General features: G+C 40.0%; 23 protein-coding genes. 18 read left to right on the forward strand and 5 right to left on the reverse strand.

Going from position 1 to position 26,933, the window contains the following annotated elements; all coding sequences use genetic code 11:
* Nucleotides 1–69 precede the first annotated feature (69 nt).
* Complete coding sequence (locus tag G9371_RS09755; RefSeq protein ID WP_029424202.1) at nt 70–1,650, reverse strand: aldehyde dehydrogenase (NADP(+)); 1,581 nt, start codon at nt 1,648–1,650, stop codon at nt 70–72.
* A 152-nt stretch (nt 1,651–1,802) separates the two neighbouring features.
* Nucleotides 1,803–3,374, reverse strand: a complete 1,572-nt coding sequence (locus tag G9371_RS09760; RefSeq protein ID WP_000203776.1) for an APC family permease — start codon at nt 3,372–3,374, stop codon at nt 1,803–1,805.
* 448 nt (nt 3,375–3,822) lie between these two features.
* Here G9371_RS09760 and G9371_RS09765 point away from each other — a divergent pair, with 448 nt between their 5' ends.
* A complete protein-coding gene (locus G9371_RS09765) occupies nt 3,823–5,202 on the forward strand; it encodes an L-serine ammonia-lyase (protein WP_029424201.1) in 1,380 nt (459 codons plus the stop codon).
* 43 nt (nt 5,203–5,245) lie between these two features.
* Here G9371_RS09765 and paaZ read toward each other — a convergent pair whose 3' ends face one another.
* Nucleotides 5,246–7,348, reverse strand: coding sequence for a phenylacetic acid degradation bifunctional protein PaaZ (gene paaZ / locus G9371_RS09770; RefSeq protein ID WP_165471266.1), 2,103 nt, complete (start codon nt 7,346–7,348; stop codon nt 5,246–5,248).
* A 264-nt stretch (nt 7,349–7,612) separates the two neighbouring features.
* Here paaZ and paaA point away from each other — a divergent pair, with 264 nt between their 5' ends.
* The 13 genes from paaA (at nt 7,613) to G9371_RS09835 (ending at nt 18,981) form a co-directional block, all read left to right on the forward strand.
* Complete coding sequence (gene paaA, locus G9371_RS09775; RefSeq protein ID WP_029424199.1) at nt 7,613–8,551, forward strand: 1,2-phenylacetyl-CoA epoxidase subunit PaaA; 939 nt, start codon at nt 7,613–7,615, stop codon at nt 8,549–8,551.
* 32 nt (nt 8,552–8,583) lie between these two features.
* Nucleotides 8,584–8,874 carry a 1,2-phenylacetyl-CoA epoxidase subunit PaaB gene (gene paaB / locus G9371_RS09780; protein ID WP_000389648.1) on the forward strand — a complete coding sequence of 97 codons (291 nt, stop codon included), beginning with the start codon at nt 8,584–8,586 and terminating at the stop codon, nt 8,872–8,874.
* A 12-nt stretch (nt 8,875–8,886) separates the two neighbouring features.
* Nucleotides 8,887–9,642 carry a 1,2-phenylacetyl-CoA epoxidase subunit PaaC gene (paaC, locus tag G9371_RS09785; RefSeq protein WP_001016798.1) on the forward strand — a complete coding sequence of 252 codons (756 nt, stop codon included), beginning with the start codon at nt 8,887–8,889 and terminating at the stop codon, nt 9,640–9,642.
* Nucleotides 9,643–9,658: 16 nt separating this feature from the next.
* Nucleotides 9,659–10,159 (forward strand): 1,2-phenylacetyl-CoA epoxidase subunit PaaD, encoded by a 501-nt coding sequence (paaD, locus tag G9371_RS09790; protein ID WP_029424198.1) that lies wholly within the window; start codon nt 9,659–9,661, stop codon nt 10,157–10,159.
* Nucleotides 10,160–10,182: 23 nt separating this feature from the next.
* Nucleotides 10,183–11,244 carry a 1,2-phenylacetyl-CoA epoxidase subunit PaaE gene (paaE, locus tag G9371_RS09795; RefSeq protein WP_029424197.1) on the forward strand — a complete coding sequence of 354 codons (1,062 nt, stop codon included), beginning with the start codon at nt 10,183–10,185 and terminating at the stop codon, nt 11,242–11,244.
* Nucleotides 11,245–11,252: 8 nt separating this feature from the next.
* On the forward strand, nt 11,253–12,026 hold the full coding sequence (locus G9371_RS09800; RefSeq protein ID WP_016141437.1) for an enoyl-CoA hydratase-related protein: 774 nt from the start codon (nt 11,253–11,255) through the stop codon (nt 12,024–12,026).
* Complete coding sequence (gene paaG, locus G9371_RS09805) at nt 12,026–12,817, forward strand: 2-(1,2-epoxy-1,2-dihydrophenyl)acetyl-CoA isomerase PaaG (RefSeq protein ID WP_165471267.1); 792 nt, start codon at nt 12,026–12,028, stop codon at nt 12,815–12,817. Before G9371_RS09800 ends, paaG begins: the two co-directional genes overlap by 1 nt.
* A 2-nt stretch (nt 12,818–12,819) precedes the next feature.
* Nucleotides 12,820–14,358 carry a 3-hydroxyacyl-CoA dehydrogenase gene (locus tag G9371_RS09810; protein ID WP_029424196.1) on the forward strand — a complete coding sequence of 513 codons (1,539 nt, stop codon included), beginning with the start codon at nt 12,820–12,822 and terminating at the stop codon, nt 14,356–14,358.
* A gap of 12 nt (nt 14,359–14,370) precedes the next feature.
* The gene (gene pcaF, locus G9371_RS09815) at nt 14,371–15,579 is read left to right on the forward strand and encodes a 3-oxoadipyl-CoA thiolase (protein ID WP_000390396.1); all 1,209 of its coding nucleotides are present in this window, start codon (nt 14,371–14,373) and stop codon (nt 15,577–15,579) included.
* A gap of 40 nt (nt 15,580–15,619) precedes the next feature.
* A complete protein-coding gene (gene paaK, locus G9371_RS09820) occupies nt 15,620–16,909 on the forward strand; it encodes a phenylacetate--CoA ligase PaaK (protein ID WP_029424195.1) in 1,290 nt (429 codons plus the stop codon).
* A gap of 53 nt (nt 16,910–16,962) precedes the next feature.
* Nucleotides 16,963–17,928 (forward strand): phenylacetic acid degradation operon negative regulatory protein PaaX, encoded by a 966-nt coding sequence (gene paaX / locus G9371_RS09825; protein ID WP_000062822.1) that lies wholly within the window; start codon nt 16,963–16,965, stop codon nt 17,926–17,928.
* The gene (locus tag G9371_RS09830) at nt 17,915–18,520 is read left to right on the forward strand and encodes a DapH/DapD/GlmU-related protein (protein ID WP_029424194.1); all 606 of its coding nucleotides are present in this window, start codon (nt 17,915–17,917) and stop codon (nt 18,518–18,520) included. Before paaX ends, G9371_RS09830 begins: the two co-directional genes overlap by 14 nt.
* 77 nt (nt 18,521–18,597) lie before the next feature.
* Entirely contained in the window at nt 18,598–18,981 is a 384-nt protein-coding gene (locus G9371_RS09835; RefSeq protein WP_029424193.1) for a PaaI family thioesterase, read from the forward strand.
* A gap of 360 nt (nt 18,982–19,341) precedes the next feature.
* Here G9371_RS09835 and G9371_RS09840 read toward each other — a convergent pair whose 3' ends face one another.
* Nucleotides 19,342–20,514, reverse strand: a complete 1,173-nt coding sequence (locus G9371_RS09840; RefSeq protein ID WP_002108265.1) for a reverse transcriptase family protein — start codon at nt 20,512–20,514, stop codon at nt 19,342–19,344.
* A 205-nt stretch (nt 20,515–20,719) separates the two neighbouring features.
* The gene (locus G9371_RS09845; protein WP_024437433.1) at nt 20,720–21,946 is read right to left on the reverse strand and encodes a hypothetical protein; all 1,227 of its coding nucleotides are present in this window, start codon (nt 21,944–21,946) and stop codon (nt 20,720–20,722) included.
* Nucleotides 21,947–22,929: 983 nt separating this feature from the next.
* Here G9371_RS09845 and G9371_RS09850 point away from each other — a divergent pair.
* From G9371_RS09850 to G9371_RS09865, 4 genes are all read left to right on the forward strand, one after another.
* Nucleotides 22,930–23,499 (forward strand): TetR/AcrR family transcriptional regulator, encoded by a 570-nt coding sequence (locus tag G9371_RS09850; protein ID WP_029424192.1) that lies wholly within the window; start codon nt 22,930–22,932, stop codon nt 23,497–23,499.
* A 227-nt stretch (nt 23,500–23,726) separates the two neighbouring features.
* Nucleotides 23,727–24,653 (forward strand): LysR family transcriptional regulator, encoded by a 927-nt coding sequence (locus G9371_RS09855; protein ID WP_000546794.1) that lies wholly within the window; start codon nt 23,727–23,729, stop codon nt 24,651–24,653.
* A 111-nt stretch (nt 24,654–24,764) separates the two neighbouring features.
* The gene (locus G9371_RS09860; protein ID WP_000050378.1) at nt 24,765–25,958 is read left to right on the forward strand and encodes a CaiB/BaiF CoA transferase family protein; all 1,194 of its coding nucleotides are present in this window, start codon (nt 24,765–24,767) and stop codon (nt 25,956–25,958) included.
* Nucleotides 25,955–26,893 carry a hydroxymethylglutaryl-CoA lyase gene (locus G9371_RS09865; RefSeq protein ID WP_000123653.1) on the forward strand — a complete coding sequence of 313 codons (939 nt, stop codon included), beginning with the start codon at nt 25,955–25,957 and terminating at the stop codon, nt 26,891–26,893. Before G9371_RS09860 ends, G9371_RS09865 begins: the two co-directional genes overlap by 4 nt.
* Nucleotides 26,894–26,933 lie beyond the last annotated feature (40 nt).

Genomic DNA, 26,933 nt, shown 5'->3' on the forward strand with positions numbered 1-26,933 from the left:
TGTGCGGTTACGCTGGAGGCTTTGAACTAAAAAAGGAGTTCATCTCTTGGATAAACTCCTTTAAAAAAATTAAAGAGCAGCTTTACTCATTTCACCATTGACTAAGCGCGCGATACCAAGCGGATTGGCGTTTTGAAGGGCGAGTGGCAATAAGTGATCTGGATAGTTTTGGTAGCATACTGGACGTAAATAACGTTCGATTGCCAAGGTTCCTACCGATGTACCGCGTGCATCTGAAGTTGCAGGATATGGCCCGCCGTGAACCATGGCATCACAGACTTCCACACCTGTTGGGTAACCATTTAGAAGTAAACGTCCTGCTTTTTCTTCGAGTAATGGAATAAGGGTCGCGAAGTTCTCAAAATCTTGTGGCTCGGCAATTAATGATGCTGTAAGTTGACCACGTAGACCATTTAAAGTGAGAGCAAGCTGCTCTGCCGATTCAACTTCAATCACAATCGTCGTTGGGCCGAACACTTCTTCTTGAAGTAATTCATCATGCTCGAGTAAAAGAGATACATCGGCTTTAAAGAGCTGAGGATAGGCTTGCTGGCCTTGTTGTGGTTGACCCGCTAAATGCTCAATCTTGTCATGTGCGAGTAATGCTTCAAGACCATGCTCGTAGCTTCTTAAAGTGCCTTTGTTAAGCATAGTTTGTGGCGGTTGCTGAGCCATTGCAGCCTTGAACTGGTCAAGGAATTGGCTAAATTCAGGTGATTTAATTCCAATAATTAGGCCCGGATTAGTACAAAACTGACCGCAGCCTAAAACCACTGAACCACTAAGTTCGGTCGCAATTTTATCACCACGCACTTTTAGAGCTTCGGGTAATAAAATCATTGGGTTAATGCTCGACATTTCGGCAAAAACAGGAATGGGTTCAGGACGTGCGGCAGCTAAATCGCATAGAGCACGACCACCTTTGAGTGAACCTGTAAATCCAACGGCTTTGATTGCTGGATGTTTTACCAGTGGCTCACCGACACCTTGACCATAAATCATGCTAAAGATGCCTTTTGGCATAGCGCATTTCTCAATCGCACTACAAATGGCATTTGCAATGGATTCTGCTGTTGCCATGTGACCGCTATGAGCCTTCACAATAACTGGACATCCAGCAGCAAGTGCTGAAGCGGTATCGCCACCCGCAGTAGAAAAGGCGAGAGGGAAATTACTTGCGCCAAATACGGCCACTGGTCCAACACCGATTTTATATTGACGTAAATCTGGACGTGGAAGTGGCTGGCGCTCAGGTAAAGCCAAATCAATACGGGCACCTAAATAGTCACCACGGCGTAATACTTGAGCAAATAGGCGTAATTGACCTGTGGTCCGCCCACGTTCACCGCGAATACGCGCTTCTGGTAAGGCAGTTTCTTGACAGACTGTTGCAATAAACTGGTCATCAAGCGCATCAATTTCACTGGCAATCGTTTCTAGAAAAACAGCGCGTTGTTCTGGCGTAGTTTGTCTAAAAGCCGGATAAGCCAATGCAGTTGCTTGAGCTGCCTGATCAATTTCTTCAGGAGTTGCTTGAGCAAACTGATAGGGTAATGCTTCATCTGTTGCAGCATCGTAGCTTAATACAAACTTACTGCCTGCACTTGAACGTTGACCTGCAATAAAATTTTGACCAGTAATATTTAACATTATCAACCTCACTTGAGAGTGAACGTCAAAAGTGGTTCTTATGACGTTGGAGAGTTATCAAAGCGAAGGTTTTACATTTGAGAATATTGTATTTTGTATACGGTATTAATCAAAAGAAAACCTTAACTTATATGTGTTTAAGCAAACGAACGCTAAGCTTCATCGTCATTTTTAATCAGTGCTTTTGGTAAACCTGAGCGTATACCCCAGTAGTAGCAACCAAGAGAAATCACCATGACGAATAAGGTGTCGAAAGGCGCTGCCAATAGGTGTGTTGCGCCATCACCGAAGCTGCCAAGGTAAGAGGCAAGAATCATTAAAATGTAGTAAACAAGGAGCCATGTTGATGACTTTAACTGTTGGGCAAGGCTGACTTCTTGGGTTGGCACGTAGCGCTTAAAAATGACGTAGAGTGCAAACAACACGATTTGTGCGCCTAGCAACCATGAAATGACATTCCAGCCAGACCAATACACAATAAAAGACGCAATGACAAAAGCGAGCGGCCCGAGAACAGTAAATCCTTTTACATAGAATGGACGTTCAAGCTCAGGAGCATTACGGCGTAAGGCACCCACTGTGACAGGAGCAAGGGCATAACTTAAAACTAACGCTGCTGAAACTACGGAAATTAATTTATCCCAAGATGGAAACGGCATGGTCCAAAATACTGAAAGTGCAAACGTTAACCATAATGCATAACGAGGAATGCCTGATTTCGGATCTACACGCGTAAAAATACGGAAGAATGTATTACTGTTTGACCATGCATAAATGACACGTGGAGTTGCAGCCATATAGATATTGCCGCAGCCAGACGGAGAAATAATGGCATCTGAAACAACTAACAGTGCTAACCATCCCAAACCTAATAACATGGCAATGTCACGGTAAGGTAATGGGAACTTGTCACTAAGTCCTGACCAACCATTTGCTAACATATCGGTAGGTACTGCACCTAAGAAAGCAACTTGAAGCACTACATAAATAATCGTTGCCAAAACGACAGATAAGATGAGTGCAAAAGGAATCGTAAATTGAGGACGTTTTACTTCACTTGCTACCGAAATAATCGGCGTTAAACCCAAATACGCAAAAATAATACCACCAGCAGATACGGCACCTTGTACGCCGTGAGCGCCCATTGGGGCAAACTCGGTCATTGAAAAGTTTGCAGGTTTAAAATGGTATAGAAGAGCAACCATCACTAAAACCGGAACAGCAAATTTCAATGCACTAATCAGATTGTTGGCAATTGCAAAGGTTTTTACGCTGTAATAGTTCAATGCAAAAAATACGCATAAAAGCGCAAACTGAAACAACCATCCAATGGTAGTTGGAGTTCGAACACCATCATGTACGGCGGTAAGAGAAGGGAACCATGCGGCTGCATATTCGCGGGCAGCGACGACTTCAATTGCAATTAAACTTGAAAAGGCAATGACGGTCACAGAACCCAATAAATATCCTTGTAATGGGCCATGTGAAAATACGGGATAACGGATAATACCGCCTGCTCGGGGTAAGGCTGCGCCTAACTCACAATAAATAATTCCCAGAATTAAAACGGCAAAGCCCCCAATAATCCATGACAATATACCCGCAGGGCCGGCTTGAGAGGCCACATGACTTGCTGAAAATAACCATCCTGAACCGAAAATGGCGCCTAAGCCAATGAATGTAAGATCCATTAGAGATAACTGTTTTTTAAACTGACTTGTCATTACGTTTTCCTTAACGACAGAACTATTGTTCTTTCATATATCGTATACGATATATGGTTATTGGTAAATAGGGGAATTTTTATTCTATTTATGGGCAATGAATGATTTAAATACTATGTAAATGTTTGTTTTTAATTGATTTTAAATAGTCTAAATTTCAAGAAAATAACTTGAAAACCAAATATTTTTATAAAAAATTGGCAAAGGTTTGTGATTTTATTTGCTCAAAAGAACAATTCTTCAATATTGGTTGAGTCATTTACCATTTAAATTAATGGAAAATTCAATTTTTTAAAAAGGCTGTATTAGCAATTGATTGTGTTGTTTTTAGGCAATGAACCATTTATTTTCAGTGCTTTATAGATGGCTTAATGATAATTTTAGAGCTATCCGAAAGGACACAATAATGACGAACATACGAATAATAATGAATCGAAGGTAGGACCACGTGTTTATTAGTGTATTTGATCTTTTTAAAATTGGCATCGGCCCATCTAGCTCCCATACAGTTGGACCCATGCGAGCGGCATACAGTTTTGTGGATGATTTATTGAAGCAAAACGATTTACAAGCGACGGTTAGAGTTCAGGTGAAGTTATATGGATCGCTGTCGGCAACCGGTGTCGGTCATGCGACAGACAAGGCTGTTCTTTTAGGTTTAATGGGCTTTGATCCTGAACATATTGATACTCAAGTAAGTACAAGCTTGATTGAAGATGTTCTTGAAAATAAGGCAATCCAGCTTAATCAGCAAAAGAGTATTTCTTTTGACTATAAGCATGATGTGCTTTTTTTAGATGAATCTTTGCCTTATCACCCCAATGCAATGGAGCTGATAGCGTATAACGGGGCACAAGAAGTTTTGTATGCAGAAACTTACTATTCGGTTGGTGGTGGCTTTATTGTCAGTGAAAGACAATTAACACACACCCACACTGAAACCAACGACGTTAAAGTTCCATATCCATTTCACAGTGCGGCTGAACTTTTAAGCTTATGTAAGACTCATCATTTATCAGTGAGCGAGTTAATGCTTGAAAATGAAAAAAGGTGGCGGAGTGAAACTGAGATTCGCAGCAAGATTATGGAAATCTGGAAAGTGATGCAGCAGTGCATTCACAACGGATTAATTAATGAAGGAATATTACCGGGCGGATTAAACGTAAAACGTCGTGCTAAAAAAATTCACGATAAGTTATTAAATAAGAAAAACTCAAACCTGATTGTGACGACTTTTCATGCGATGGAATGGGTCAATTTATTTGCCTTAGCGGTAAATGAAGAAAATGCTGCTGGCGGTCGAGTAGTGACGGCACCTACAAATGGGGCCGCAGGAATTATTCCGGCAGTTTTATATTACTACGTGACTTTCTCTAAAGACTTTTCCGAAGATAAAGTGGTTCGTTTCTTTTTAAGTGCGGCAGCCGTTGGCATTTTATGTAAACTCAATGCTTCTATTTCTGGTGCAGAAGTAGGGTGTCAGGGTGAAGTCGGCTCGGCATGTGCAATGGCTTCGGCGGGTTTAGCCGAGATTTTAGGAGCATCGCCTGAACAGGTGGAACATGCGGCTGAAATTGGGCTTGAACATAATTTAGGTTTAACGTGTGACCCGATTGGTGGTTTGGTTCAGGTGCCTTGCATTGAACGAAATGCAATTGCAGCCGTAAAAGCCATTAATGCAGCCCAAATGGCACTTCATGATGACGATGAACACTTTGTCACCCTAGATAAAGTCATTCAGACTATGAAGGAAACAGGTAAAGATATGTCTGAGAAATATAAAGAGACTTCAAAAGGTGGCCTTGCTGTTAACGCCATTGAGTGCTAAAAAAATGAGATGGGGACGAGGTGACCCCATCTCAATTTAAACATTAAGCCTCACGAGCAACTAAGGTTAAAATGTCGTAAGTTGCGACAAGTTCACCGCGTTGGTTTTTGACTTTAATATCCCATACCACAACGCCATGCGCAGGCTGAGACGGGTCTTTTTGTGGTTTAGGTGTTTTTTGTTTACAGGTGAGTTCAACCTGAATCGAGTCACCGATTTTAACAGGTTCAACAAAACGTAAGTTGTCCATACCATAATTGGCAATTACAGGGCCTTGTGCTGCATCTACAAATAGACCTGCTGCGGCAGACACAATGAAGTAGCCGTGTGCCACACGTTCACCAAAGAAAGACTCGGCCGCTGCGATTTTGTCAGTATGTGCATAGAAGTAGTCACCGCTTAAACAAGCAAAATTGACAATATCTGCTTCGGTGACTGTACGACGCGCCGTTAATAAACGTTCACCAATCACTAACTCATCAAAAGACTTTTTAAATGGATGTACACGGTCCTCATTAACTTTTGAGCCAGCAGTCCATGAGTGAGTAATTTGCGTCAGACTGTTTGGAGAACCCTGAATTGCAGTGCGCTGCATATAATGTTTAACCGCGCGAATACCACCTAACTCTTCACCGCCACCTGCACGACCAGGGCCGCCGTGTACTAAATGTGGAAGTGGTGAACCATGACCTGTACTTTCTTTTGCTGACTCTGCATCGAGTACATGCACACGGCCATGCCAAGGCGCAATTTTTTGAATAATCTGTTCAATATTTTCATCGTTATTTATAACGACAGAAGCCACTAGGCTACCTTCACCACGTGAAACAAGATCAGCTAGTTCTTCAATGTTTTGATATGGCATGAGTGTACATACCGGACCGAAAGCTTCCGTGGTATGAACATTCGTCGCTTGTAAAGGTTGTTCGCACACCAATAAAGTTGGAGCGAAAAAAGCGCCTTTTTCAGGATGATCTGCATTAAATGTAAAGCTATCGTTGCCACCAAAAACAATTTTTGCATCTTTGCTGAGTTCGGCAACTTTTTCTGCAACGTCATGTTTTTGTTTTATGCTCGCTAAAGCACCCATGGTGGTTTCTTCTTTTTGAGGGTCGCCCACCACAACTTTAGCAAGTTTGGCAGTCAGCTTCTCTTGTACAGTCGCTAACAAATTTTCAGGAACGAAAGCGCGACGAATAGCAGTACATTTTTGGCCTGTTTTTGTAGTCATTTCACGGAAGACTTCACGCACAAATAAATCGACAGTCTCTTCATTTGCCTCAGGGCTTAAAATTGCACTGTTTACAGAGTCGGCTTCCATGCTAAATGGAATCGAATATTTATTGAGGTGAGGGTGGTTACGTAGTTTTTGACCTGTGTAAGCAGAACCTGTAAAGGTGACACAGTCTTGTGGGCCTAACTGTTCTAACAGGTCATAAGTCTGACCGCAAATGAGTTGTAGTGAGCCTTTTGGTAAGACATGTGTTTCCTCAATGGCTTTTACAACTGCTTGAGTTAATTGGGCACCATCGGTTGCTGGTTTCACAATACATGGCACGCCTGCAAGTAGCGTCGGTGCAATCTTTTCAAGCATTCCCCAAATTGGGAAGTTAAAAGCATTAATGTGAACGGCAACACCTGCTTTAGGGCTTAAAATGTGTTTAGCGCCGAAAGTGCCATTTTTAGAGAGTTGAATCCAGCTATCTTCAGTAATAATTTTTTCATCATTGAGTTCACGGCGAACCAGACTTGAATAAGCAAATAATGTCTGGATCCCGCCTTCAATATCAATCCACGCATCTTTACGAGTTGCGCCTGTCGCATAAGCAAGTTTGTAGAAGTCTTCCTTACGTTCAAGTAAATGTTGGGCAATTTGTTTTAACGCATTAGCACGTTGGTGAAACGTCCAGTTAGCCAGTTCTGAACCATTCTGTTTGGCATACTGAACAACACGTTTCATATCTATGCCATGACTACTTACGGCATAAATCGATTCACCTGTAATGGCATGATAAACGGTACGTAATTCTTCGTCAGACGAATGCCATGTTCCATAGACATAAGAAGCAAGATGAGGCAGTTGATGCTCAGACTGCTGAAAATCTGTGTCAGTTGAGGTTCCTTCTAGGTGTGCTTGTTCAAGCATGACCAAACTCCTTTTTATTTGATACATCAATTATAAAAATTGCAAAAATATGATTCATAATTTCAGATTAATTTGTCTAAAAGTCAACTTTATTTTGATTTGTAAACGTAAAAATATTTTTTGTTTTTAATTAATATTTATTAATTTCAAATATTTATTTCTTGTTTATTGATTGGATTTAATTTGATACTAAAAAAGTGATTGACTTTGTTTTTAGTGTATCGAAAAATAGATTCAAGGGTGATACCTACAGGGAATGAAAGAATGGAAAACAATTACCAGAAATTTGAACAAAATATTGCCAATGAAATTACGATCGAGGCTAAGGATCAAATGCCTGATGCCTACCGCAAAACATTGATTCGTCAAATCGGGCAACATGGCCATTCTGAAATTGTAGGTATGTTGCCTGAAGGAAACTGGATTACTCGTGCGCCAACTTTAAAACGCAAAGCGGTTTTGCTCGCGAAAGTACAAGATGAAGCGGGTCATGGTTTATATCTGTATAGCGCAGCAGAAACCTTAGGTGCTGACCGTGATGACATGATGGAAAAGTTGATTAATGGGAAAATGAAATACTCATCAATCTTTAACTATCCAACTTTGACTTGGGCAGATGTGGCTGCAATTGGTTGGCTTGTCGATGGGGCAGCCATTGTGAACCAAGTTGCGCTTTGCCGTACTTCATATGGGCCATATGCACGTGCAATGGTACGTATTTGTAAAGAAGAAAGTTTCCACCAACGTCAAGGTTTTGAAGCCATGATGGCTTTGGCAAACGGTACACCGGAACAAAAACAGATGGCCCAAGATGCAGTGAACCGTTTCTGGTGGCCAGCACTCATGATGTTTGGTCCAAGTGATGAGCACTCTCCAAACAGCGCACAAAGCATGGCGTGGAAAATCAAACGCTTTAGTAACGATGAATTACGTCAAAAGTTTGTCGATAACACTGTACCGCAAGTGTTGCAACTCGGCTTGGAAGTACCGGACCCAGATTTAAAGTTCAATGAAGAAACAGGCCACTATGAGTTTGGCGAGATTGACTGGCACGAATTTAATGACGTGATTGCCGGACGTGGACCATGTAATCACGAGCGTATCGAAGCACGCCGTAAAGCATGGGAAAACGGCAAATGGGTTCGTGATGCAGCAGTAGTCTACGCGAAAAAACAGCAGCTTGAAGCGAACAAAGTGGCTTAACAAGATTTATGGAAAAATTTGAGGAAATCAAAATGGAAGATAAAAACAACTGGTCGCTCTACGAAGTATTTGTACGTAGTAAACAAGGCTTAAGCCACCGTCATGTAGGCAGCTTAAGAGCACCGGATGATGAAATTGCATTACAACATGCTCGTGATGTTTACACGCGTCGTAATGAAGGAATTAGCATTTGGGTGGTCCGTTCAGAACTGATTAAGTCATCACAGCCAGATGAAAAAGCTGAATTTTTCGATCCTTCTTTAGACAAGGTTTATCGTCATCCGACTTTTTACCATATCCCAGATGGCATTGAGCACATGTAAGGGGAATGGCAAATGAATCATTCAGTTTTATCTAAATTCTTATTACATATTGGCGACAGCCAACTGGTTTTATCTCAGCGTTTGGCTGAATGGTGCGGGCATGCACCTGAGCTAGAAATTGATATTGCCTTAGCCAATATCGGCTTGGACTTGTTGGGTCAAGCAAGAAACTTTCTGACTTTGGCTGGTCAATATGATGAAGCTCAACGTGATGAAGACCAACTTGCGTATTTCCGTACAGAACGTGAGTTTTTAAACCTCTTGTTGTGCGAACAACCCAATGGTGACTTTGCACAAACGATTGTACGCCAATGGTTGATGGACCATTACCATCTTCATTTATTTACGGCTTTAGCGCAAAGCTCACTTCCTGAATTAAGTGCGCTTGCTGTCAAATCTTTAAAAGAAGTGAAGTATCACATCCGCTTTTCGACAAGCTGGATGGAACGTTTAAGTTTAAGCACAGATGAAGCGCATCAACGTGTACAAGACGGATTAAATAATTTATGGCGCTTTACCGCTGAATTATTTGAACTGAGTGCAGACGAAAAAGCATTAGTTGCAGAAGGTGTGATTCCAGATTTTTCAAATGAAAAAGAACAATGGAACCAAACCATTGCAGATGAGCTTAAGCGTTTTGAATTAAATGTTGCTGTGAACGGTGCTTATCGCCGTGGTGCGAAACAAGGATTGCATACCGAGCATTTGGGTTATTTGTTGGCTGAAATGCAATGTATTCAAAGAACTTATCCGGGAATGACCTGGTAAGACAAGGAGGTGAGCCATGCAAATGATTCGTCATTGCATCGACCAATGTTGGGACGTTCTACAAACGGTAAGTGACCCTGAAATTCCGGTTTTATCGGTTGTCGATTTAGGCATGATTCGCGGTGTAGAGATTAACAATCAACAAGAAATCGTTGTTCGTCTAACTCCGACATATAGCGGTTGCCCAGCAACAGATATGCTCAAAGCACAAATTGTTGAGGCATTTACCGCAGAAGCTTTGACACCGGTCAAAGTCATGGTCGATTTGTCAGAAGCATGGACCACGGATTGGATGTCTGAAGCAGGGAAAAAGAAACTGCAAGTTTATGGCATTGCACCACCTGAAGGGTTGGCGCATCAATGTGGTACTCATGTTCATTTAAATGATGGTGTCGAGTGCCCACGTTGCAAAAGCCGACATACCCGACTGTTAACAGAGTTTAGTTCTACTGCCTGTAAAGCACTTTATAAATGTCAGGACTGTCTTGAGCCTTTTGATTACTTCAAATGTATTTAAGTCTTTAGATAAGGAAATCAGCCATGAGCCAATTTGTACCATTAAAAGTAAAAAGTATTACACCGCAAACCGATCAGGCAATTTGTATTGCATTTGACGTTGTACCTGAACAACAAGAACAATTTCAATTTCAACCGGGGCAACATTTAACCATTCGCCATTTAACCGAAGCGGGTGAAATCCGCCGATGTTATTCAATTTGTAGCTATGCGGGCAAAGAAGATATCAGTATTGCGGTTAAAAAAATTGATCAGGGTCAATTTTCAAACTGGGCAAATGACCATTTAAAAGTGGGCGATGTACTTGAAGTCATGCCACCACAAGGCGTGTTTTTTCAAAAAGCAGCCAAGATGGGCGGACAAAACTATTTAGGCGTTGCTGCGGGTAGTGGTATCACGCCAATTCTATCAATTATTAAACAAGTTTTATTTGAACAACCTGAAGCTAACTTTACCTTGCTCTATGGCAATCGCTCATGGAAACAAACCATGTTTGCCGAGCAAATTATGGATTTGAAGGATCAGTTTAAAGAACGCTTTCAACTCATCAATATTTTTTCTCGTGAGTTCAACGATAGTGAACTGATGAACGGTCGTATTGATGCAGAAAAGCTTAAGCAACTTTTTGATTTTGAAGTGCTTGAAACAAATTTTGACCATGTTTTTGCCTGCGGCCCAGACGAAATGATGAATGCCGTAGAAAATACGTTGCCGAACTTTGGTATTGCCAAAGAGCGCATTCACACCGAACGTTTCCATACAGGACAAGCGCGTAAACGTTGTGTTGAAGCAGATGCAAACCGTAAAGAAGAAAAGGTCAACATCATTTTAGATGGTCGTGAGCTGATTGTTTCTGTGGCTCAAGATGATGAAAGTATTCTTGATGCAGCTTTACGTGCGGGTGCCGACTTACCGTATGCATGTAAAGGTGGGGTATGCGCAACCTGTCGCTGTAAGGTACTTTCAGGCGAAGTCGACATGTTCCTTAACTATAGTCTTGAAGAAGATGAAGTTGAAAAGGGCTATGTGCTGAGCTGTCAGACCTTACCAAAAGGCTCAAATGTTCGCTTGAGTTTTGATGAATAGAGGCTGTCATGCAAGAGTTGATCAAAGCCAGCACAGCAACTGATGGTGTTTTGTTATTAACCCTAAACCGTCCGGAAAAAAGAAATGCTTTAAACAATGCAACATTGCAGTGTTTATGCGAGTTGCTCGAAGAAGCTGAACATAATGCTCAAGTCAAAGCAGTGGTTTTAACGGGTAACGCTCAGTGTTTTGCGGCTGGAGCAGATCTAAGTGAGTTGGCTGCAATGGACGCCGTGTCTTTGCAACTCGATATTCGCCCGAAGCTTTGGCAAAAAATTGATGCTTTTAGTAAGCCACTGATTAGTGCAGTCAATGGCTATGCCTTAGGCGCTGGGTTTGAGTTGGTTTTGCATTCAGATATGGTGGTTTGCGGTGAAAATGCCCGATTCGCTTTACCTGAAATTACCTTAGGTATGTTGCCGGGTGCAGGCGGAACACAACGTTTAGCACGCTTGGTAGGACAACAACTCACCATGCGCTGGGCTATGACAGGTGAGATGATTTCGGCAAAACAAGCCGAGCAACATGGCATTTGCAGTCAAGTGGTGCCGACCGAATTAACCGTCGAATACGCCGTTCAACTTGCAGCCAAAATTGCCAAACAAGCGCCTTTAGCGATTCGCGTGATTAAACAATCAATTAAAAGTATTCATGAAACAACATTAAGTCAGGGACTCAAGTTTGAACGTCAAAACTTTGTCTGGCTGGCGGCTACAAAAGATCGAAACGAAGGGATTAACGCTTTCTTTGAGAAAAGAAAGCCAGTGTTTAGAGGTGAGTGATGGACTATCAAAATATTATTGCTGAAGAAAAAAATGGTGTTGGCTACCTGACATTTAACCGCCCAAAAGCACTGAATAGCTTTAACGTTGATATGCACCGTGAAGTGGCTGAGGTTTTAAGCCAGTGGACCAAAAATCCGGATGTTCGCTGTGTTGTGATTAGTGGCGAAGGCCGTGGCTTCTGTGCAGGGCAAGACTTAGGTGATCGTGTAGTAGACCCAAATGCTGAAGCTCCAGATTTAGGATATTCCATTGAAACTTACTATAACCCGCTCATTAAAAGGATTGTAAATATGCCAAAGCCTGTCATTTGCGCCGTAAATGGCGTGGCAGCAGGTGCAGGGGCAAATATTGCACTGGCATGTGACTTGGTGATTGCAGCTAAATCGGCAAACTTCGTACAAGCCTTTTGCCGTTTAGGTTTGGTTCCAGACTCGGCTGGTACATGGTTTTTACCACGTGCTGTAGGTCATGCACGTGCGATGGGATTGGCTTTGTTAGGTGACAAGCTCCCAGCAGAAACCGCAAAAGAATGGGGCATGATTTGGGATGTGGTTGAAGACGCCGAGCTTAAAACAAAAGTGACTGAACTCGCTGAACGTTTAGCGAAACAGCCTACATTTGGTCTATCTCTCATTAAAAAAGCCATTCATCAATCAAGCAATAACACTTTTGATGAGCAAATGCTGTTAGAACGAGATTTACAACGCATTGCAGGCCGTTCTGAAGATTATCGTGAAGGTGTACAAGCCTTTATGAATAAACGTGAACCAAATTTTAAAGGGCGCTAAGCATGACAGATTTAGACTTATCTCGTGCCCGAATTGCCGTTATTGGTTCTGGCACTATGGGCATCGGCATTGCTCAGTTAGCCATTGTTAATGGGCACTCGACTGTTTTATATGATCTAGACGCTCAAAAAGCGCAACAAGCCACTCAAGGCTTAGGGCAGACATTTAAAAAGCTGGTTGAAAAGAGCAAGCTCACACAACAGCAAGCTGATGAAGCTTTAGCGCGTTTAACTGTGGTGAATCAAGTTGAAGCACTGCGTGATGCTGACTTGGTTATTGAAGCGGTCGTTGAGAAAAAAGAAGTTAAACAGTCTTTATTTAAACAGCTCGCTGAAATTTGTAGTGCACAAACCATTTTTGCAAGTAACACATCTTCAATTTCAGTGACTGCAATTGCGGCGGGCATTACTCACCCTGAACGCGTAGTGGGTTTACACTTTTTTAATCCTGCACCAGTCATGAAACTGGTTGAAATTGTGCAAGGCTTAAAAACACCAAACAGCTTATGTTTGGCTTTAAAAAACTTGATGTTGAATTGGAAAAAAATTCCTGTACTCACCAAGTCGACTCCCGGTTTTATTGTTAACCGAATTGCACGTCCGTTTTATGCAGAAGGCTTTAGAGCACTGCAAGAACAAGTCACCAGCTATGACCAGCTAGATTATGCCTTAAAGCAATGTGGCGGTTTTGCGATGGGGCCTTGTGAACTTACTGACCTGATTGGGCAAGATGTTAACTTTTCGGTGACGCAAAGCGTTTACCAAGAGTTTTTTTACGAACCACGCTACCGTCCAAGCCTCATTCAAAAAGAATTGGTCGATGCAGGTGCTTGGGGCCGTAAGTCAAAACAAGGCTTTTATACCTATAACGAAAAAAATCAGTACGAGACATTTCAGCCTCAAGCTGTGGTTGCCAAACCAGTCGATGCCCATATTCAGCTAAAAGGGACTTGGTCTCAGTTACCTGCGTTTTTAACGCGTTTAGGTTTAAAAGGCGGATCTGCGAGTGATGACAATATCCTTCAAATTGATGATATCGACTTACGTTTAAGCCAAGGTGAGTCAGCCAATATTCATTACCTAAGCCGTAAAGTGGTTTTAATGGATTGGCACCATGATTTTGAGCAGGCGGAGGCTTTAGTACTGAGTCATAACGAACTTTGTGAAGCAAGTGATCTGGCTAAAGTTGAAGCTTATTTTGCACAGTTTGGTATGAGTGTGATGTGGATTAAAGACCATCCGGCACTGTTAACCTTACGCACCATCGCTTTACTCATTAATGAAGCCTGTGAAGCAAGTTTACATGGTGTTGCGAGTCTGGAAGATATTGATAATGCCATGAAATATGGAGTGAATTATCCTAAAGGCCCTTATCAGTGGTTGACACAAATGGGTGGCGCTTATGTGCTCCAAACCTTAAATAACTTATATGCACTGTATGGAGAGGAAAAATATCGCGCGAGTATCTACCTCAAGCAATATGTAGCGAAAACTCAAAACATTGCTACTCAATATTCACGCGATATGACCGAATTTGCATAATCAGGAGTCAACATGGAAGACGTTTTAATTTGCGATTTTATTCGTACCCCAATTGGACGATATGCAGGTGCCTTAAGTGCTGTACGTGCAGATGATTTAGCTGCATTGCCCATCAAATATTTAAAAGATAAACACCCGAACTTACCGTGGAATACTGTAGACGAAGTGTTTTTAGGATGTGCTAACCAAGCAGGTGAAGACAACCGTAACGTTGCACGTATGGCAACACTCTTGGCTGGCCTACCTGATACTGTACCAGCGATGACGGTCAATCGCTTATGTGCTTCGGGTTTAGATGCAGTAGGCCTTGCGGCACGCTCAATTAAAGCTGGTGAAGCACAATTTGTGTTGGCAGGTGGTGTTGAGTCGATGAGCCGTGCGCCATTTGTACAAGCTAAACCAACTGAAGCGTTTAGCCGTACACCTGAAATTTATGACACCACCATTGGTTGGCGCTTTGTAAATAAGCAGCTTAAAGCGCAATACGGCACCGACAGCATGCCGGAAACTGCGGAAAATGTAGCTGAAAAATATCAGATTAGTCGTGAAGATCAAGATGCGTTTGCATTGCGTAGCCAACAAAAAACCGCTGCTGCCCAGCAAAACGGTTTCTTTAACGATGAGATTTTGCCTGTCGAGATTGTAGATCGTAAGAAAAACGTGGTTGTGGTGAACCGCGATGAGCATCCGCGTGAAACGACCCTTGAAGCACTCGCAAAGTTAAAAGCGCCATTTAAAAAAGAAGGCGGTTCGGTGACTGCCGGAAATGCCTCTGGTGTAAATGATGGTGCTGCGTGTGTGTTAATTACCAACCGTGAATTTGCAGATACACATGGTTTAAAACCTTTAGCACGCGTGATAGGCATTGCAAGTGCAGGGGTTGAACCCAAATATATGGGTATAGGTCCTGTTCCGGCTGTACAGAAAATTTTAAAGCAAACAGGTTTAACGCTAGATCAGATGGATGTGATTGAGCTGAATGAAGCATTCGCAGCCCAATCTTTGGCTTGTATGCGTGAACTCGGTTTAAAAGATGACGATGAACGCGTGAACCCAAATGGCGGTGCGATTGCGTTAGGACATCCATTAGGCATGAGCGGTACACGTTTAGTCATTACGGCAACACGTGAGCTAAAAAAACGAGGTGGACGTTATGCACTTTGCACGATGTGTGTAGGTGTTGGACAAGGCGTTGCACTGATTTTGGAAAACTTAAATTAATTCAGACGGTTTTTAAAATTACATAATGAGGAGAGAGGCGATGGACAGCCTTACAATGGATAATGTTGAGCAATTAAAACTTGCAGAGCTTAGAGAGCTGCAAACTAAACGGTTAAAGCAAACCCTGACTTTTGTATATGAAAATAGTCCGGTCTATAAGAAAAAGTTCGATGAAGCAGGTGTACATCCTGATGACTTCGTGACTTTAGACGATCTGGCAAAGTTTCCATTTACCACCAAACAAGATTTAAGAGACAACTATCCTTTTGGAATGTTTGCCGTACCGCAAGAGCAAATTGTGCGTTTACATGCATCATCGGGTACAACGGGTAAACCGACTGTGGTGGGTTATACCCAAAAAGATATTAACACTTGGTCGGACATTGTTGCGCGTTGCTTACGTATGGCAGGTTTAACCGCAAAAGACATGGTTCAGGTGGCTTATGGCTATGGACTATTTACAGGTGGTTTAGGCGCACATTATGGTGCCGAGCGCTTAGGTGCAACGGTTATTCCAATGTCTGGCGGGCAAACTGAAAAGCAAGTACAGCTTATTCAAGACTTTAAACCGACTGCAATTATGGTTACGCCATCGTATTGCGTGAGTATTATTGAAAAGCTGGAACAGCAATTTGGTACTGCACGTAATACGTCTTTAAAAGTCGGTATTTTTGGTGCCGAGCCGTGGACCAACGAACTGCGCCGTGAAATTGAAGAACGCCTTAATATTAAAGCACTCGATATTTATGGTTTGTCTGAGGTCATGGGTCCAGGCGTTGCGATGCAGTGCTTAGGTGAGGGCGAAGGGTTAACCATTTGGGAAGATCATTTCTACCCAGAAATTATTAACCCTGAAACAGGTGAAGTCTGTAAAGATGGCGAACTTGGCGAGCTAGTCTTTACAACCATTACCAAAGAAGGCTTACCGATTATTCGTTACCGTACTCGTGATTTGACCCGTTTACTACCGGGTGAAAATCTGGCTATGCGCAAAATGGATAAAATTGTGGGTCGTAGCGACGACATGCTGATTATTCGCGGTGTGAACGTTTTCCCGACTCAAATTGAAGAGCAAATTTTGCAAGTTCCACATTTAGTTCCAAATTATGAAATTTTGGTGACTAAAAAAGGCCATATGGATACTTTGCATATTCGTACAGAGATGTGTCATAACTGTACTATACAGGCCAATCAACTTGCTCAGGAGTTGATGAAACGTATTAAAACCATGATTGGGATTAGCGTTACTGTAGAAGTCGTGACAGAAGCGACCTTACCTCGTTCGGAAGGAAAGGCAAAGCGGGTAATCGATATGCGTCAGATTGCTTAACATCAAGATCATTCAGGGTATAGAATCTATACCCTGAAACTAAACGCCAAGACATGAGTATGAGTGCAAAAATACAGCAAATAATTGATTCTGTTGTAAAGAATGAAACCTTAAGTGGAACTTCGCTTATTTCGACAATTTTTGGAGATTCAGTACTTCATCGGGGTGGAAATATCAGTCTTGCAAGCCTGATTCAGTTATTAGAGCTATTTGGTTTTAATGACCGCGCTGTAAGAACCTCAGTTTTTCGTTTAGTTAAAAATGATTGGTTATGTTCGGACAAAATCGGCAGAACCAGTTTTTATCGAATTACCGATTCGAGCCGTTCGACCTATTTGCAAGCCGAGCAACGCATTTACAACGACCAGATGAAAGAGTGGGACCATTATTGGGATCTTATTCTGATGTCTAGCCTCGACACTGAAAATAAAGCATTGTTAAAAAAAGAACTCGAATGGTTAGGGTTTGCCAATATTTCGACAAACTTAATGGCTTATCCGGGTTGTAACCGTATTGAACTGCAACGCTTGTTGGTTGACTTAAATATGAGTGAGCAGGTGGTGGTGTTTAAAGCCGAAACATTGCAGCTCTTTAATAACTCGGTCGATACCATTGGCCGTATGCTCAGAACCAACTGGCCCATCGATGAATTACGCCAAAGATATCTACAGTTTCTCGATATTTTTAGAGAAATTGGCGTGTTGCTGATGCAGGAAAATGAACAACTCGAACCTGTTCAGGCCTTTCAAATTCGAACTTTGCTGATTCATTATTATCGACGGATTTTATTGAAAGACCCTGCATTGCCGCTTGAGTTGTTGCCAACTGACTGGCCCGCGATTAGTGCACGAACGTTATCAATGAATATTTATAAAAAAGTATTTGAACCTGCCGATGAATACTTCTTGTCTGTTGCCGCAACAGCAGAAGGACCAATGCCAAATGCCACAGCACATTATTGGCGCCGTTTCGGAGGTTTGGTTGCGACAAATGAGAGGTTAAATCATGCCTTGTTATAGTATTGACGGTGTTATTCCAGTCGTTAGCCCAGACGCTTTTGTACACCCAACTGCTGTTTTAATTGGTGATGTGATTATTGAAGCGGGCGTATATGTAGGACCATTTGCCTCATTGCGTGCCGATTTTGGTCGTATCCATATTAAGCAAAATGCCAATATACAAGATAGCTGCACCGTACATGGCTTTCCGCAAAGCGTGACTTTAGTTGAGGAAATGGGCCACATAGGGCATGGGGCAATTTTGCATGGTTGCCGCATTGGAAAAAATGTTTTGGTCGGCATGAACAGCGTAATTTTGGACTATGCCGAAATTGGTGAAAACACTATTATTGGTGCAAATAGCTTGGTCAAAACCAAAGATATTATTCCGGCAAATGTATTGGCAATGGGTAGTCCTGCCAAGGTTGCACGTGAGTTATCAGAACAAGAAAAAAAGTGGAAAACCCGCGGCACGCAAGAATACATGGAGCTTGCACAGCGCTGCTTAAATTCAATGCAAGAAGTTCAGCCTTTAACTTCAGAGTTGGATGACCGCCTGACCTATAAGGACTTTAGTTCTTCAAACTATCAGATTAAACAAGATAGTGTTTAACAGCGATTCATAAGTCGATTTCAATACACATAGGTTTATAACACTTAAGGAATACTCGCACGAGTAGGGAGACGTTTGTGCAAAAAATGGAAACGACTGCGGTTGATCAGTTCGCAGAATTATTAGGTGTTCAAGTGCTGCATCGCAGTTTTGATGAAGCGCGTTGTCAGCTTCATGTAAAAGACGAACACATGAATGCCTTGGGCGGCGTGCATGGTGGCGTCATATTTTCTTTAGCCGATATTGCTTTTGCGATGGCTTGTAATGCAGGGGATGCACCATATACTGGCTTACAGGCTGATATTCGTTATATGAGCGGTGCGAAAGATAGGGTGTTAATTGCATCGGCAACCAAGGTCGGCAGTAGTAAAAAATTTGCTCATTATGAAGTAGTGATAACAGATGGTTTGAGTAATAGAGTCGCTTTGTTTACATCTACCTGTTACAGACTTGCGCCGTAACAGGTGGTTATTTGGGGGATTAGATCTCCGAAGCAGAACTTAACTAAATAAGTAATATATTAGAAGATATAAAGTTTAAGCGAGTCAGAAGTAATATTTAGTATTATCTTTAGGAGGTATTTATAATCAAAACTTCTACTCTAAAAGTGAGCTGATGGTCGAATAATATCTAAACATTGGCTATATTTAACTAGCTAGGACATGGCACGAAGTCTAGTTCAGCTATAAAGATAAAGCTTAATTTTCTCCCCTTTTAGTAATGGAAGTTATGGTCTATAAAGATGTGTAATGAGTTGAAATTAATTAAAGCACTCAACTCATTATGATAAATAAAGGATATGATAATTAAAATATAATAGTTTAATGTATTGGCCATACGATTTTATTATAATTATTTAAAGCTTTTTCGCCAAACTCTTTATCTATCGATAGGGCATATATTATTAATCCATGCAAATGATTTTTAAAACCAAGAACAGAAGAGAATTTTTTATATTTAGCTTGTCGTACCGGACCAATATCAGGATGTAAACAAAAATAAATGTTTTGATTAATTTTGTTTTTAAATTTTTTATCTAACTTTACTTTTTCTCTATCAACATTTAAACCTAAAACTATTTTTTTAGCTTTAGGAGAGATTATTTTTGTTTTTTGTATATTAGGAGTAAAACCATAATTTATTAAAATTTTATATACCATTTTTATAATTTCAATAGCATCTTTTCTTGAAAAATTTATATTTTTAGATGAAAAGGTAATATCATCTGAATATCGGGAATATTCTAATTCATTTTTAACTGAAAATGCTGTCAATTGTTTATCAAGTTCTCTACATACTAGATTTGAAAGACTTGGACTCGTTGGTGCTCCTTGAGGTAAATGTCCCAATTCAATACCTTCGGTAGAAGAATAAACCGTATAATTGGTTTTTTTTGAAATTTTAAACCTTGGTGGAATAGTATTCCGGTTTCTAGGACTATTCCATGTACATATTCTTGCAAGTTCAAAAGATAAAAGAGCCGGAAATTCTAGGGATCGAAATACTTTGTACACAGATACTTCGGAGATGCTTTCAAAGAAAGCTGTAATGTCTAATTTTATCAACCATTTACTATTCGTATGTAGGCTAGCTGCATCAACAATGGAAATACCAGGAGTATACGCAAAACTATTTTCATGACATTCAACAAATTTCAAAATATTTTGATGAATATATTTTTGAACTTTAACAAGTTGAGGATGCGGAATAAAAATTCTTCTTTTTTCTAAAGAATTTTTTTTTCTTATTTGAAAATAGCGATATAGAGGTTCTTCTAAATCCCAATAATCTTCTAAATCTCTATAAACTATTGAACGAAGGAAACTATATTCGACGTTAGCTAAATATGAAAGGTGTCTTAAAGTGAATATAGGATTAATATTATTTTTAGATCTAATTCTTTTAGCATGTTCTAATGCACTATCAATAATTTCTTTATCAATCTTATTTTTTTTGCCTTCAATTTTATAGTGCTGAGGAGACCATGATTTCATTTACTTTGGCCCCGGAGGGGTAAGTAAGATCGCGACAATAAGTGAGGACACAATCGAGCGACTTTAGTCGCTATTGTCGTGATCTTGGTTACTCTTTTGCGAGAGCTATTACTTGGGCTTATATAGAATATAGCCGACTGATTGAGTTTAAAACTAATCAGACAAGTAACTGTAATAGTTACTTGAGCGAACGCTAAATGAAACATTATGGTCTCCTCAACGATGTAGGATAATATTCCTTTTTATCAATATTGGGAAGTATAGTAACGTTATTCGACTCATTTTTTTTTAAATATTTTATTAGTAAATATCCTTCATCTGTTATTCGGTTATAGTCATCAATCCACTCTAAATAGCGTAGATTAACAATTATATCGGTTACAGAGCTAGATGAAAGCTTAGTCTTTTTAGAAATAGCTCGTACTGATCTAGGAGGTTTTTTTAAAGAAAATAAGACAAGTATATAAGATTTCCCTTTTTCACTTAAATTTGAAAACTTCTTAGATACAACGATATTTTTATCTTTCATTAAATTTAAATAGTCTTCTGTATCTAATGACTTTATATTAGTTGGTAATTGCTCACTGAAATCTATAGTCGTTCTTCCTCTGAATAGAGGGAACCATTTTTCTGACCTTTTATAAAGAATTTCAGGAGCATTGTTCGGTATGCCATGTTCATAATAAATTAGTGATCCTACATCTCCATAACCTACTGCGAAAGGAGGATCTGATCGTTTATTAGGATTATATTTATTACAAATCTCTCTAATTTTTTTTTGCTCTATTGGATTAAAAGAGTTGGATATAGTTGGACAAACACAAACATAGTTTATTTGTGGTTTAAGTTTATGTTTACTAACGAAATCTAATGCATTTTCCGTAATTGCATAGCACACAATATAAAAACTAATATAACCTGAAGAATGCCAACTTTCGATAGACGGTGTTTGTGCAAAAGCTTCAAGAAATTTTCTAATTTGATTACCTGAAGCTATAGTGTCCGTTAATATAATCACTTTATTAATTTTTTTTGCTCTAATTTTTTCTGCACTAGGATAGTAAAAAAAATTTTGGGAGTTCGATCTTTGTAGGGTAGTTGCAATATTATTTAAAATTCCTTCACTTCCAACTTCATGATTAGAATTTATACCATTATTGATAGGAGGAAAGGCTGAACCTATAGCTCTTCTTGGTCTTTCACTTGCAAATTTATATACAGTTTCTCCATTAGATACTTCTCGTTCGACAAATAGTGCAATCTTATCATTGTTAAAAAGGCTATATATTTCATTTTTAATTTTTACTTGAAATTCATGACTTGAAACCCATTGTAATTTTTGTATTAACAATTGAGCATAAGGTTGATCTACTTCCTCAAATTGATTAAGCCATTTTTTGTATCTTTCATTTTCTTCTAGATAATTTTCCATAAGCTAGAAATTAAGTGTATTTGATTTCTAAATCATATTTAAATTTTTATAAATTTTCTAGGTATAATTATCAATTAATATATAAGAATTAATATATAAAAATCGAATAATTTTACTAGGTATGCGGAGGAGAATGATTAAGATTTTATAGAAAAAAGAATAGCCTTTTTATGAAATAAGATAAATTTAAAGTAAGTAGTTAAAAAATTAATAATATTTTATATTTATCTTTTAGCTGGCACTCCAGATATGTAAAGCTTATCAATTTCAACTAATAAAAAGAATAGAGAAGAATCAAAATATAAAACGAATAAAGTGTTAACAAACTTCTAATTTCTCACTTAAATTACAAAATGAGCACCGCATTAAGCCTAAAAAATCCCCCCTCTACAACCCCCACTTAACAATAACCCACCCATTATTTAGCCTTACTTTTCTAATGATTTAATTTAAAACAAATGGCATTTTGCGTGCTTGACTGTAAAAGGGTTGGGCACTATTCTTTGCCTGCTGGCCACATTGCCAGCCGGTCGTCGCGGACCGATTACAACAGCATCAGAATTATTCCTTTCTGAGGGATAATTTTGTGTGAGCATCTCCTCGTCTCCTCCCGTAGCGGTAGGACGGGAGAGGGACACCTTCGGGTGTGCTGGTTGTTGTACCAGTCCGCGAACCCTTTCTCGTTCTGCCACCATAATTTAAATGTCTGGTAGAACTCCCAATAAAAAGGAGTTGGCTTTGCACATCCATTATTTCTTGGCTCTCAATGCCAAAAGCTATAACGACACAGCTTAAAAATTAAAGCAGCTTGATTGCCCTAAGGTTTTCAGGCTTAAAGTCATTTTTACTTAAAACTCAGCAATAACAAACTTGAGATGTGCCAAGCACAGTCTTTACGGCTTTGCTGTGCCTTTTTTTCTCCCAAAAGGGGCACAGGCTTTTTTATCTCTACATACAACAAAAATTTTTATAACGGTAAAACTATGCCAAATTTAGTTCTCCCAACACGTACCCTATACGTTGTAAATAAAGCAATTGATCTGTTCCATCACCGTGGTTTTCACCTTATTGGCGTCGACAGAATAGTGAAAGAATCAGAAATTACGAAAGCGACTTTTTATAATTATTTCCACTCTAAAGAACGGCTTATTGAAATCTGCCTGATTGTGCAAAAAGAAAAGCTCCAAGAACAAGTGGTCGCAATGGTCGAGTATGACTTAAACACTGCCGCAATAGATAAACTTAAGAAGCTTTATTATTTACATACCGATTTAGAAGGGCCGTATTACTTATTATTTAAAGCTATTTTTGAGATTAAAAATAGTTATCCCAAAGCCTATCAGACCGCAATGCGCTATAGAACATGGCTCAAAAATGAAATTTATAGTCAGCTTAGAGTGCTAAACGCGGATGCTTCTTTTACCGATGCCAAGCTATTTGTATATATGGTGGAGGGCACAATTATTCAGCTTTTAAGTTCAGATGGGGCAATCGAGCGGGAAAAGATGTTGGATTGTTTTTTAAACTCTTTTGTTAGAAATTTTAGTCCGTGATTGGGGAAGCATATGTATGAACTGAATTGTGAGAGTTTTATGATGTTATTCCATAATCAGCTTTTAATACTCAGCAAATTAATTTAGATTTGATTTTAACTTGGTAAGTTTAAGCTTTTGATAATATTTTATTTATCAGAATCATAGGCGAGAAATATAAAATTTTTATAATTCTATATATTTATTATAGCGTTATGAGTTTCAAGTTATAAGATGGGTCATCTGTAGTGCATATAGAAAATATTATTCGTAAACTGGATTTGGTCACCTTAACGATTTTCCAGTCTGTTTGTGATGAAAAATCTCTGAGCAAGGCCGCTGAAAAAAATATGATTGCGCTGTCTGCTGCAAGTAAGCGTTTGACTGATTTGGAGCATTTGATTGGAACCAAACTGTTTATTCGTGATGGTAAGGGCATGCAAATTACGCCTGCTGGTGAAAGCCTGCTTTATCATTGCAGAACCATCTTAGACTCGGTTTATAAAGCTTCGGTTGAGTTAGAAGAATACAAAGTAGGCATTAAAGGTTTTGTACGATTACAGGCAAATTTATCAACGATCATTCAGTTTTTACCCGAAAGTCTACATCCTTTTATTGTTGAAAACCCTCAAATTAAGATTGAGCTTGAAGAACGTCCAAGTATAGAAATTATTCAAAATGTAAGTAATAAAATTGCTGACTTAGGCATCTGCATTGCTGAGAATTTATCAGAAGATCTGGATTATTATCATTATCGTAGCGATCGGCTGGTCGCGGTCATACAAAACCAGCAATATTTAAGTGAACAGAAAATCATTTCCTTTGAAGATGCATTAGATTACGACTTTATTGGCTTACATACTCAAAGTGCAATTAACCGAATTTTGCAGCAAAAGTCTGAAGCGTTAGGAAAGCAGCTCAAACTCAGAATATTGGTGACAAGTTTTGATGCTGTTTGCCGTATGGTACAGGCGGGTATGGGGATTGGGATTTTGCCACATAAGGTATTTGAAATCTTTGGTAAACCCTTAGGGCTGGCAAGTGTAGAGTTAACCGATGATTGGGCAAAAAGGGACTTATATCTTGTGTCCAAGCGTGATGAGTTTTTAAATCCAGTAACTTTGCTTTTAAAACAATATTTTATGCATCCACATAAAGAAATTATACCTAAATGATTTTTATAGGTTTCGCAAAACACGAAGACTTGTTGATCTTTTAAGAATTGTATTACTGCTCATTGCGCCATAAATTTAATTCTATCGGAAGTAGATATAATATGGATTGTTATGAGTCTAGCCCTTGAGAAAATAAAAGTCCTAGAAATAGGAACGCTAATTGCAGCTCCTTTTGCAACACGCATTCTTGCTGAGTTCGGTGCTGAAGTCATAAAAATTGAACCTATTGGCAAAGGCGATCCACTTCGTAAATGGCGTAAGTTACATCACGGAACATCTTTGTGGTGGTATTTACAGTCACGTAATAAGAAATCTTTAGCGCTTAATCTTAAGTCACCGGAAGCAATTGCTTTAATCAAAAAGATGATTGTCGATACCGACATTCTGGTCGAAAACATGCGTCCCGGTGCGCTTGAAAAGCTGGGGTTAGATTGGGAAACCCTAAAATCAATTAACCCTAAACTGACTTTTGTTCGCATATCTGGTTATGGTCAATCTGGCCCTTATAAAGACAAGCCGGGCTTTGGTGCGATTGGTGAGGCAATGGGTGGAATTCGTTATACAACGGGTTCACAAGATTCTGCGCCTGCACGAGTTGGCGTGAGTTTGGGTGACTCACTTGCTTCATTACATGCAGTGATTGGCGCTTTAATGTCGATTGTAAATATCAAAACCAATAACGGTAACGGACAGATTGTTGACGTGTCACTCGCAGAGAGTGTCTTCAATATTATGGAAAGTGTTGTCCCGGAATACGACTTACATGGTTTTATTCGGGAGCGTTCCGGAGGTTCATTACCGGGTATTGCCCCTTCAAATACCTATCGAACGAAAGACAATGCTTTTGTGGTAATTGCAGGAAACAGTGACCCAATTTTTAAACGCTTAATGCATGTAATTGGTCGTGAAGATTTGGCAAATCGACCTGAGTTTGAACACAACGATGGGCGTGCGCAACAAAGTGATTTGCTAGATGCTGCAATTGAATCATGGAGTCGACAGCATTCAATTGATGAAGTCTTGCAACAGCTTGAACAGGCTGAGGTTCCTTCTGGGCGAATTTATTCTGTAGCCGATATGGTCAATGATCCGCACTTTAATGCACGTGATATGTTGCTTTCAACCGAGTTGCCTGATGGTCAGGTGGTAAAAATGCCGGGTATTGTTCCGAAGCTTTCCGAAACCCCGGGGCAGGTCAAATGGCGTGGTCCTGAGCTGGGTGAGCATACCGAATCTGTTTTAAAACAATACGGATATCAAGCTGAAGAAATTGAAAGCCTACGTGTATCGGGAGTAGTGCAATGACAGCATTTTCCGACTTACTTGTTGTACAAGAAGTCTCTCCACGAGATGGTTTGCAAATTGAGCCAACTTGGGTGCCTACCGATAAGAAAATTGATTTGATTAATCAATTGTCGACAATGGGTTTCTCTCGAATTGAAGCAGGCTCTTTTGTCTCGCCAAAAGCGATTCCAAATTTGAGAGATGGTGAGGAGGTTTTTACAGGAATTACACGCCATAAAGATATTATTTATGTTGGGCTAATTCCAAACTTAAAAGGCGCGCTTCGGGCAGTGGAAGCCAATGCAAATGAGTTGAATCTAGTCCTCTCTGCTAGCCAAACTCACAATCTTGCCAATATGCGTATGACTAAAGCTCAATCGTTTGCGGGATTTACCGAAATTGTGGAACAGCTACAGGGTAAAACACAGTTTAATGGAACTGTTGCGACAACGTTTGGCTGTCCATTTGAGGGAAAAATCAGTGAAAAAGAAGTGTTCAACCTAGTTGAGCACTATCTAAAACTGGGTATTCATAACATTACACTGGCAGATACCACTGGTATGGCGAACCCAGTGCAAGTGAAAAGAATTGTCTCTCACGTTTTATCGTTAATTTCACCTGAGCAGTTGACCCTACATTTTCATAATACACGTGGATTGGGATTAACTAATGTTCTTGCAGCTTATGAGGTTGGAGCAAGACGGTTTGATGCTGCATTGGGTGGTTTAGGTGGGTGCCCGTTTGCACCAGGGGCTTCTGGAAATATTTGTACTGAAGATTTGGTCAATATGTGCGAAGAAATTGGAATACCCACCACTATTGATTTAGATGCTCTTATTCAACTTTCCAGAACCTTACCAGCTCTTTTAGGGCATGACACGCCAAGCCAACTTGCTAAGGCGGGGAGAAATACAGACTTGCATCCTATACCGGATTACATCAAATCACTTAATTAAGATACGTCACTCAAGATAGTTGGAAATGAGACGATATTCG

Source organism: Acinetobacter sp. EKM10A (assembly GCF_011075215.1).
GTDB classification, from domain to species: Bacteria; Pseudomonadota; Gammaproteobacteria; order Pseudomonadales; family Moraxellaceae; genus Acinetobacter; species Acinetobacter baumannii.